The organism is Paenibacillus terrae (genome assembly GCF_005217525.1).
GTDB classification, from domain to species: domain Bacteria; phylum Bacillota; class Bacilli; order Paenibacillales; family Paenibacillaceae; genus Paenibacillus; species Paenibacillus terrae_C.
The window spans coordinates 7,813-15,403 of the sequence record NZ_PNXQ01000017.1; the positions used below are offsets into that span (position 1 = coordinate 7,813).

The window sequence follows — 7,591 nt, forward strand, 5'->3', positions numbered from 1 at the left end:
CAAGAAAACTTCTACCCTTTAAGCTTGAATTAGTTTTTCCCATATTTATCCCTGCTTTCTCCGTAATTTAAATATCTTTTCGAACGATTGGCATACTCATACAACGTGGCCCCCCACGGCCACGGGATAATTCCGAGCTCAATATTTCAATTACCTCGATACCGTGTTCACGCAATAAAGCATTTGATACATAGTTACGGTCATACGTAACAACTATTCCTGGCGCAATGGCTAATGTATTGGATCCGTCATTCCATTGTTCACGAGCAGAGGCTATTACATCTCCTCCTCCACAAGGAATAAGAACCAAATCCTTTAAGCTCAAAACCTCTTTTAGAGATTCCATTAAAGAGGTGTGATGGGTAATTTTAAGCGTTTCTTCATCCGGACCTTTTTCTAAAACATAAATATTCATATTTCCTTGCGGTCCTTGGATCGCTGAATGAATTGTAAACTTATCATAATCAACCATCGTAAATACGGTGTCTAAATGCATAAATGCCCGGCTTTTTGGAATTTCAATGGCTAGTACTCTCTTGAATTTTTCCTGACGGCTAAATAGATTTAGGGCTAAACGTTCTATGGCCTTAGCTGAAGTACGGGCAGATACACCAATTGCAATGGTTTCTTCATTTAAAATGAGCTCATCACCGCCTTCGATTGGAAATTCATAATTGCGATCCAGCCAAACCGGTACATTATGACTGATAAATCTTGGGTGATGTTTGATAACGTACTCCATAAACAATGATTCACGTCTTCGTGCAGTTTCTCTCATTTTATTAATCGTTAATCCATCACCAATAACAGCTGCAGGATCGCGGGTAAAATATAAATTTGGCATTGGAACTAAATAAAATGGAGAATGATCTTGCATAAATTCATATAGTTGCATTTTCTTGCTCGTTTCAATTTCGCTTTTCCGTACACCACTCATTATTTTTTGAATTAAATCTTCATTTGAGAAGGAAAGTAAATATTCTTTTAAAATTTGATGTGAAACATTCCCTTCTCCTTCAGCCCTTCCTTCTTCCAACATTTGGTCAACAAATTCTTCTCTCAGTTTTTTATCCACTAATGCCTCGGACGCGAGCTTTTCTAAATAAAGAACTTCAATTCCCCGATTGCGTAATGTTTGGGCAAAATAATCATGTTCTTTTTGAATCACCGGCAAAAAGGGAATATCGTCAAATAATAACGGTTGTAAATAATCCGGCGTTAAGTTCTCCAATTCTTGTCCCGGACGTTTTAATAAAACCGTTTGTAATTCCCCAATTTCCGAAGCAACATGCAATGGATGCTTCATTTGTCGTACCTCCTTTTTAATTTTTGATGTTTACAAGTGCATCATAAATGATCCATGCTTTCCGCCTCGTGCAAACGCCAACATTTTTGTTGAGAAATATTTCACGTTTTTATTTTTAAAATAATAAAAAAAATGTATTTTTATAATAGATTTTGTAAGTTTATCTGCGAAATCTATTTCATATTACGTATATTTGATGAATATATCTGGGCTTTAACTGCTGATCTAAAAAAATTACATTATCAACTTGCTGCTTATGTAGAATGCAAGCGTATCCACAAGAAAAAAGAACGAAGGAACGCCCGCAAGGTAGCTGTGATGCTTGAGCCAACAAGACATCACATCTACGGCATGCTCAAATTCGGGCACCCTACGCTCTTTAATTACTAAATTCAAGTAACCTCGTATTCTCACTTGACAATCAACTAGCTATTTTATCTAAAAATTAAATTAAATCTTTCTTCTAAAATCTTTCGATCCGATAGGGTTTGGGAAATGACAAGGCAGGTATCATTCCCGCATACACATCCTACCATTTCTCTCCAATTTGAATTATCTAATAAAACACCGATAACATTTGCATTGCCAGGCAACGTTTTTATAATCGTTAATTGATCAATATAATCAATCTTTACAACAACTTCTGTTAACTTCTTCTTTAACTTCAAATCAGTTTGCAAAGGCATTTCAGAGGAAACATTATATATCATAAATCCTTTCGGAGAAGCTATTTTTATTAATTTCAGCTCACGGATATCCCGTGAAATCGTAGCTTGCGTTACTATTACATCTTGTTCTGCCAATAATTCTACTAACTTCTCTTGTGTTTCTATTTCATATTCACTCACCAATTGCTTGATTAATCGTTGTCTTTTTTCTTTTTTCATAGCAAGACACTCCTTTTTATATTATAGCTTTATCATATCTTGCTCTAATTTTCTATTATTTACTATAAAGAGCAATACAGACTGTGTACCTTCTTTCATTTTTTCACCCCGGATGATTACATTTCTTAGTGCAACCTCTTGTAAGCACTACGCTACACTTCCTCCCATATCTTCTAATTCCAGAAATACACATAGTAAATACCCCAACGATTGGGCCATTCTGTAAACTAACTCTCTCTTTTAACCGATAAATACATATGCTGGATTTAGGAAAGGAGACACCTATGGAAAACATCGTGACATACGGTCATATCGAAATCATGCCTTATGAATTCGTTCGCCTTCATGAGCTTAAAATCTTAAAAACAGTCAATGATCATGCCCGAATGATCTGTACAGGCATCATCTCGGAGAAAAAGCGCGAGCTGTATGTACGTGCTTCAGATGAAGAGACTCAGGTCAAAGCTTTTGTTACAGACAAAAATGGCAATCGACAGCCCCTTTTTCGAGGCATTGCCCTGGATGTGGAGGAAAAAGTCGTTCACGGCGTTCATTACCTGACCGTCGAAGCCATATCTCATACCTATGAGCTAGATATTAAGCGGCATCAACGCTCTTTCCAGAACCCCAAGCTCACCTATACGGGTCTGATCGAAAGTATTGTATCGGACTACTCCAAAGCCGAAGCCATGGATGTTGTGTCCCATAAAAAGCCCATCGGCACCTTTATCATGCAATATGATGAAACCGACTGGCAATTTTTGAAACGGATGGCTTCCCACTTCTACTCTCCACTCATTCCTGCGGTGGGCTATGGGGTACCAAAGTTTTATTTTGGCCTGCCTATGGGACTCAGCAAGGGCGAAATACACTCCACCAATTATAAAGTCACCAAACGGGTCGCGGATTTTCAAACTGCCTCTGAAAACCATATTCCCGGCGTACGCGATGCTGATTTTATCCAATATGAGGTCGAGACAGAGAAGCTGCTGGAGCCTGGCTATGAAGTGACCTTCCAAGGCCATAAGCTGATCGTAGCTGAGGTGCTAACGGAGATAAAGGATGGGGTGCTGACCCATACCGCCAAGCTGTCGCCACGAAGCGGCTTACGTCCTATTAAAGACTACAATCGCTCCATTATCGGTGCTTCTATTCATGGCAAGGTACTGAACGTTCGTCGGGACAAGGTCCGCGCCCAGCTCGATATGGACGATCAGCAAGATCCGAACACGGATTACTGGTTTCCCTATTCTACCATTTATGCATCTGCGGATAACACAGGCTGGTATTGTATGCCTGAAGACGGGGACAGCATTCGTATTTATTTCCCCAGTTATAAGGAGGAAGAAGGATACGCGATCAGCTCGGTTAAAAGAGAACCGCAGCCTTCCGCTGGAAAATCTTCTGCCGCTACTGGACATGCGACTGCTTCTGCTTCGTCTGCCGGAGCAAAGTCTTCTTCAGCAATGTCCGCAGCAGCTCCTGCGCCTGATCGAATGGCTGACCCTGCCATTAAGACACTACGAACCAAATACGGCAAAGAAATCATGCTCGCCCCCGATCAAATCGTCATCTCCGGCAACGGCATGTCCATTGTCATTAACGATAAAACGGGCATTGATATTGTAAGCGGAAAAAATGTGAGTATTAGCGCGGCTTCGGATATCGTTATGAGTTCCGGCAACATCCAGCTTTCCGCCGGAAAAATCGAGCTATCTGGTAAAGGCAATACTATTACGTTGGATGATAAAACGACCTTCTCCGGTACGGAAATCAAGATGAACTAACGGGAGGTTAGTAGATGGATAAACAAGCGGCGCTACACCATTTTAAGGAGCATCATTTTACACCCTTACTAGAGTTGCAGCTGGATACGCTGGAGAACAAGTTTTACCGTTGTCAGGATCAGCTCATTTCCGACTTCCAGAAATCGTTCAGGGATTTATGTATACACATTCTGAGCATGCAGCACCAAGAGCAAAAAGAACCGATTGGATATATCCACTACTCGTTCTTGCGCACTCAGATGCTGGAGCAATCCTACCTGTACATGGTCGAGGCTTATTCTGCTGAATGGTACGAAGATGATTCCGATTGCAAGCTAACCTATGACGCTTCATGGGCCTACGCACCGATGAGTACCATGTTGGAAGCCTTGGAGCAGGAGCGAAAAATATATATGGGGACAATCACTTCCGTGGACGTTGAACGACTGATGCTGGAATCCGCTCCCTTTTTCCACCAGTTTGTGAGCTCACTCCTGCGCTTAGGGTTGGCAGAAGCCGTTCAAATGCCTGAGTATCTCGCTATTCATAAAGCTGATCGTTTAGCCATCCGAACGGGCGAGTACAAGGATTTCAGCGAGAATCTATATGTCGAAGATCAGGAAGCGCTAGTTGCAGATGATGTGAGCGAACAATTGATGCAATCCAGCGAAGAAGAACCCTATGTCTACGAAAACCTAAAGCGGCTCTCTCTTCCCCACCTTCACCTGATCCAAAAGGATTTGCGCTATAACGATTTTAGCCACAGTGACTTACGGGAAAGCCAGTTTCACACCTGCATATTGATCGGGAGCATCTGGCAACGAGCGAATTTGGAAGGAGGCAGCTTTCAGGGGTGTCTCCTGACCGACACGGATTTTAGATATAGCGATTTGAGAGGTGCTAGCTTCAGCCGTGCCAGCGGACAGCCGCATCGGGAACATGGAGCTCGGGTGCCGGGGCTATGTGGACTGCGTTTTGAACACGCCAATCTGGATGGAGCCGATTTTACGGATGTACATTCGTTTGAACATGCGTATTTTGAGGGGGCTTCGATGCAAGGAACCCTTGTCCCGCGAAGATACCAACAGCATTGGAAGCTGAATGAAGCACAGCGTCAATCCATCGTATGGACAGAGTAAGGAGAAATGTGTATGCGCCATTATTATGTGCTGGTCGACGATCATCGTATTTCGCGCCAGATCGAACCTGTAAATACGGTTCTTTTTAAAACACCATTTGTTGGCATGCCCCCGGCTCAGGTTTTAGATGTTCATGCGACAGAAGATGCCGAGTATACAGACTGGCTGCCTTTTTCAGCCTCACAACCGCTATTTTCCGATCCGATGAAACGGATTCTGGAGCTATACAATCCACAAGCCCGTTTTAAACAGTTGTATATCGTGAACCGGGAACCTGGCCGCCAGGAATTATATTGGATTTCATCTGTTCCCTCTGTGGATGGTATTTCAGAGCAGACTGAATTTTATCCGCACGATCAAACGCTGAAACGCCTTGTGCTGGATAGTCAAAAGGTGAAAGAGCACCATTTTTTTCGACTGTCCAACGTGAAGGAACCTTATTTCATCGTTAGCTTGGAGGCTGCTGAAAGCTTGCTTCGTCGAAGTTTGAGTGGTTTTCGGCTACAGAAGCTAGAACTCTTATAAGGAGGTTCAATCTTGACGGAGCATTGGGATGAATTTTTTTTGAAGCTGCATTATCAACAAACGTTGAAAGAGCAGTTAAGCGGGGCGGAGAACGATGAAAGCTGGATGCTGGTATCTATTGAAGAAGCGATAAAGGGAATTTTGAAGGGCTCACTAACCCTTCCGGATCAGCAGGAAATCCGGTTTCAAGCCCTTCCTGTCTTCGAGGATCAACTTACCCTATCCCTGCCGGATTCTCTCATTCCAGAAGCTCGTGCCAGGCAGACGATAGACCCGTCGAAAAGCTTCATCGTTCAAGACAAGCTGGGCGGAATCCTGTTCGGACTGCACCAAAGTGGGCAAGATCTGGACCCCACGCAAATAGAAATCTATCAACAACAGATGATTGAGCAAACGAGTCGTGTACAACCGAGTATGAAGCTCGTGGATGAAAAGGCTCTTTCTATTCAAGATACTATCATCGGCTGCTATGAAGCTATTTTTCTAGTTTCCCCCTCCCCTTATTATCAGATTGCCTTTGTGCGTTCCTGGCATGGCAAGGCTGTGATCGGGAGCTGCCAATTTAAGCTGGAGGATGCCCCCTTATGGGTTCCCTTAACCTATGCCATGCTGCACACTGCGACATGGTCGGAGCTTTCTTAAATGTTTACCTTTTATCCAAGGAGGTGCTTATATGTTTTTACCCCTACTTATCAAGGCACTGGCCCAAGGTGCGCTCAGCGGGGAGCATTCCTATGTGGTCAGAGGAGCCAAGTTACAATGCAGTCAAGGTACAGACCCGGGTGTACTCAATACGATGTACAGCCACGGCGTCTACATTAAAGATAAACCCGTCCTGAGCGTAGAAGATGCCATTTGTGGAGCGAATATTAGCAAAATCAATGCTTTTGGTCTGTGTAAATTGAAGCAGGGTCTTCCCTGTGAACCGGAAATTGCGTTTGGGTCCAAGTGGACAGGCGGAAAAGAGGATGTGTTGGTGGAGGGTGCCCCTGCCCTGCTCAGTAATTCAACCTTAATGTGTAGCTGCACAGGTGTAACAGACGCGATATCCTCCTTTTTTGCTGGAGGCAGCACGGACAATTCCGCTACGGGATCGGGTGGTGGAGGCATCATTTCCATTACAGATGACGGACAGGATGGCTGATTTTATCAAGCAAGGAGAGTAAGGGATGAGCATCGTAGCGAAAGACCGCTTTACCTATCAGCACTTACATGTCACTTGGCCCTATGGCAAGCTGCGTCTTACGCACGTCCACATGAGTCATGAGCTGGGAGAACATGCCAGACTGGTGATCACGGGCAGCTTGGAAGCCGATCAGGCAGATACGATTATTACTAAAGCAAGCAGCGACGATAAGATCGAACTCTGGTATTCGGATGCCAAAGAACGGAAACACCCCTTATTTATGGGGCAATTGTACTGCGTAGATGTACAACACCTGCATCAAGAGATCGTGGTGAATCTCGACGTCATTTCTCATAGTTTCAAACTGGATACGCAGCTCAAAAACCGTTCTTTTCAACACATCCATCAAAAGTATGTAGACATTGTAGATGCGGTACTGGCCGATTATAAAGGCTCGGACAAGATTGATGAAGCTTTTGAGAAAAAAGCGACAGACCAGTTCATCATGCAGTATCAGGAGACGGATTGGACTTTTTTAAAACGTCTGGCTTCGCATGTGGGAGCCTTACTCGTTCCTAATATCGTTTCACACCATGCGCAAATTTGGATCGGTATCCCTCAGGCACGGCAGCATATTCAATTGAAAGAGGTTCCTTTTACGCTACAACGCAAGATCGCTCCCTATCTGGATCAGGAGGCGAACGGCTGGAAATCGGCTGCCATCGGGGATTACACCCGATATACCTTTGAATGGGATCAGATGCTGCAACTGGGAGACGAAGTCAAGCGCAATCACGAAACCTACGTCATCACCAAGCGTGAAGGCCAATTGATTCGTGGCT

The 7,591-nt window shown here is 43.7% G+C and carries 8 protein-coding genes; 6 read left to right on the forward strand and 2 right to left on the reverse strand.

The features are described 5' to 3' along the window. Positions 1-67: 67 nt before the first annotated feature. On the reverse strand, positions 68-1,306 hold the full coding sequence (gene arcA / locus C1I60_RS23320) for an arginine deiminase (RefSeq protein ID WP_137063898.1): 1,239 nt from the start codon (positions 1,304-1,306) through the stop codon (positions 68-70). A gap of 434 nt (positions 1,307-1,740) precedes the next feature. After that, positions 1,741-2,193 carry an arginine repressor gene (gene argR, locus C1I60_RS23325; protein WP_137063899.1) on the reverse strand — a complete coding sequence of 151 codons (453 nt, stop codon included), beginning with the start codon at positions 2,191-2,193 and terminating at the stop codon, positions 1,741-1,743. A 284-nt stretch (positions 2,194-2,477) separates the two neighbouring features. On the opposite strand from argR, the gene C1I60_RS23330 reads away from it, so the two are divergent. The 6 genes from C1I60_RS23330 to C1I60_RS23355 form a co-directional block, all read left to right on the forward strand. Beyond that, positions 2,478-3,980 carry a hypothetical protein gene (locus C1I60_RS23330; RefSeq protein ID WP_137063900.1) on the forward strand — a complete coding sequence of 501 codons (1,503 nt, stop codon included), beginning with the start codon at positions 2,478-2,480 and terminating at the stop codon, positions 3,978-3,980. A gap of 14 nt (positions 3,981-3,994) precedes the next feature. Beyond that, entirely contained in the window at positions 3,995-5,098 is a 1,104-nt protein-coding gene (locus tag C1I60_RS23335) for a pentapeptide repeat-containing protein (RefSeq protein ID WP_137063901.1), read from the forward strand. 12 nt (positions 5,099-5,110) lie between these two features. After that, the gene (locus tag C1I60_RS23340) at positions 5,111-5,623 is read left to right on the forward strand and encodes an imm11 family protein (protein ID WP_137063902.1); all 513 of its coding nucleotides are present in this window, start codon (positions 5,111-5,113) and stop codon (positions 5,621-5,623) included. Positions 5,624-5,635: 12 nt separating this feature from the next. Continuing rightward, positions 5,636-6,265, forward strand: coding sequence for a hypothetical protein (locus tag C1I60_RS23345; protein WP_137063903.1), 630 nt, complete (start codon positions 5,636-5,638; stop codon positions 6,263-6,265). A 31-nt stretch (positions 6,266-6,296) separates the two neighbouring features. Further along, a complete protein-coding gene (locus C1I60_RS23350) occupies positions 6,297-6,767 on the forward strand; it encodes a DUF4280 domain-containing protein (protein WP_137063904.1) in 471 nt (156 codons plus the stop codon). 25 nt (positions 6,768-6,792) lie between these two features. Further along, positions 6,793-7,591: contractile injection system protein, VgrG/Pvc8 family (locus C1I60_RS23355; RefSeq protein ID WP_215811620.1), on the forward strand; the 799-nt coding region annotated here is incomplete at its 3' end.

Coding starts and splice junctions, on each gene's coding strand:
- C1I60_RS23350 (WP_137063904.1), top strand. CDS start 6,297: ATGTTTTTACCCCTACTTATCAAGGCACTGGCCCAAGGTGCGCTCAGC.
- C1I60_RS23340 (WP_137063902.1), top strand. CDS start 5,111: ATGCGCCATTATTATGTGCTGGTCGACGATCATCGTATTTCGCGCCAG.
- C1I60_RS23330 (WP_137063900.1), top strand. CDS start 2,478: ATGGAAAACATCGTGACATACGGTCATATCGAAATCATGCCTTATGAA.
- argR (WP_137063899.1), bottom strand. CDS start 2,193: ATGAAAAAAGAAAAAAGACAACGATTAATCAAGCAATTGGTGAGTGAA.
- arcA (WP_137063898.1), bottom strand. CDS start 1,306: ATGAAGCATCCATTGCATGTTGCTTCGGAAATTGGGGAATTACAAACG.
- C1I60_RS23335 (WP_137063901.1), top strand. CDS start 3,995: ATGGATAAACAAGCGGCGCTACACCATTTTAAGGAGCATCATTTTACA.